The sequence below is a fragment of the Pseudomonas sp. GM24 genome (assembly GCF_000282235.1).
In the GTDB taxonomy this organism is placed as follows: Bacteria; Pseudomonadota; Gammaproteobacteria; order Pseudomonadales; family Pseudomonadaceae; genus Aquipseudomonas.
The window spans coordinates 1-633 of the sequence record NZ_AKJR01000388.1 but is presented as its reverse complement, the minus strand read 5'-3'; the positions used below and the strand labels follow the sequence as shown (position 1 = coordinate 633).

Sequence of the window (633 nt, the reverse complement as noted above, 5' to 3'; positions counted from 1 at the left end):
GCGAGCTTGGTGGAGCACCCAGGGCTTCGGGTCGGAGGTAGTAGTCGAGGGCGCGGTCGGTTGCTTCTTTGATCTTTTGCGGGCTGAGCGCTGGGTCGTGGGGGATTGGATCAGTGGCTGGAGGGTTGGGCGTGATTTTGAACATGGATGAAACTCCTATCGCAGTTTAAGGAACCATCACCCTCGCTACCAAACGAGTGGGTGGTGGCCGTACGCGGGTTGGTAGACCGGCTGCAATAGGAACCCGGCGCTCACGAGTGAGCCCCACGCATGACCACCATTGAACTGGGCCTCTACAAAGAGACAGAACAGGGTGTTGCCACACGGCTATTACAGACGGGCTACCAAACCCGATCACTGATTTGCAGTGACAGGCAAACGATATAGCCCGGCCCATAGCCGCGTAAGCCGGCGGATTCTGGCGTACGCGTAGGTAACGGCGCAAGGTGTTGTAGGCCCGATGGCGTAACGGATTGTGTGATTTAAACGTGCTTACAGGATTGCGTTTGCGGGCAGAAAAAGCGGGAAGTCGGGCTGTGATTTTAATGTTTTCTGTGATGCCGCTTTCGCGAGCAAGCTCGCTCCCACATTTGGACCGGGTGCATCAGTGAGAGGTTGGTTAGTCGTCAGGCC

Annotated in this window: 1 pseudogene; it reads right to left on the bottom strand. The window is 56.7% G+C overall.

The window, feature by feature from the left end:
- A pseudogene (locus PMI23_RS30465) lies at positions 1-145 on the bottom strand (DUF6124 family protein); the annotation flags it as partial.
- Positions 146-633: the final 488 nt, after the last annotated feature.